1 rRNA gene is annotated in these 1,146 nt (G+C 58.6%); it reads left to right on the top strand.

Features of this window, described 5'->3' with window-relative positions:
• Positions 1 to 138: 138 nt before the first annotated feature.
• Positions 139 to 1,146 (top strand): 16S ribosomal RNA (locus tag ACWD1Z_RS37755); the annotation flags it as partial.

The raw sequence follows: 1,146 nt of genomic DNA, 5'->3' as shown, positions 1-1,146 counted from the left end.
GGTCATCACGGCCGGGACGCGGTTCCTTTGAAGAAAAACACAGCGAGGACGCTGTGAACGGCCGGGCTTATTCCGCCTGGCTGTTCCGCTCTCGTGGTGTCGACCCGCAGTCTTTAATTAGACGCAGCCGGGAAAACATTCACGGAGAGTTTGATCCTGGCTCAGGACGAACGCTGGCGGCGTGCTTAACACATGCAAGTCGAACGATGAACCACTTCGGTGGGGATTAGTGGCGAACGGGTGAGTAACACGTGGGCAATCTGCCCTTCACTCTGGGACAAGCCCTGGAAACGGGGTCTAATACCGGATAACACTCCTGCCTGCATGGGCGGGGGTTAAAAGCTCCGGCGGTGAAGGATGAGCCCGCGGCCTATCAGCTTGTTGGTGAGGTAATGGCTCACCAAGGCGACGACGGGTAGCCGGCCTGAGAGGGCGACCGGCCACACTGGGACTGAGACACGGCCCAGACTCCTACGGGAGGCAGCAGTGGGGAATATTGCACAATGGGCGAAAGCCTGATGCAGCGACGCCGCGTGAGGGATGACGGCCTTCGGGTTGTAAACCTCTTTCAGCAGGGAAGAAGCGAAAGTGACGGTACCTGCAGAAGAAGCGCCGGCTAACTACGTGCCAGCAGCCGCGGTAATACGTAGGGCGCAAGCGTTGTCCGGAATTATTGGGCGTAAAGAGCTCGTAGGCGGCTTGTCACGTCGGGTGTGAAAGCCCGGGGCTTAACCCCGGGTCTGCATTCGATACGGGCTAGCTAGAGTGTGGTAGGGGAGATCGGAATTCCTGGTGTAGCGGTGAAATGCGCAGATATCAGGAGGAACACCGGTGGCGAAGGCGGATCTCTGGGCCATTACTGACGCTGAGGAGCGAAAGCGTGGGGAGCGAACAGGATTAGATACCCTGGTAGTCCACGCCGTAAACGGTGGGAACTAGGTGTTGGCGACATTCCACGTCGTCGGTGCCGCAGCTAACGCATTAAGTTCCCCGCCTGGGGAGTACGGCCGCAAGGCTAAAACTCAAAGGAATTGACGGGGGCCCGCACAAGCAGCGGAGCATGTGGCTTAATTCGACGCAACGCGAAGAACCTTACCAAGGCTTGACATCGCCCGGAAAGCATCAGAGATGGTGCCCCCCTTGTGG

The organism is Streptomyces sp. NPDC002784 (assembly GCF_053592135.1).
Note: the sequence above shows the minus strand (reverse complement) of the source record. Positions and strands in the feature narration are given on the sequence as shown.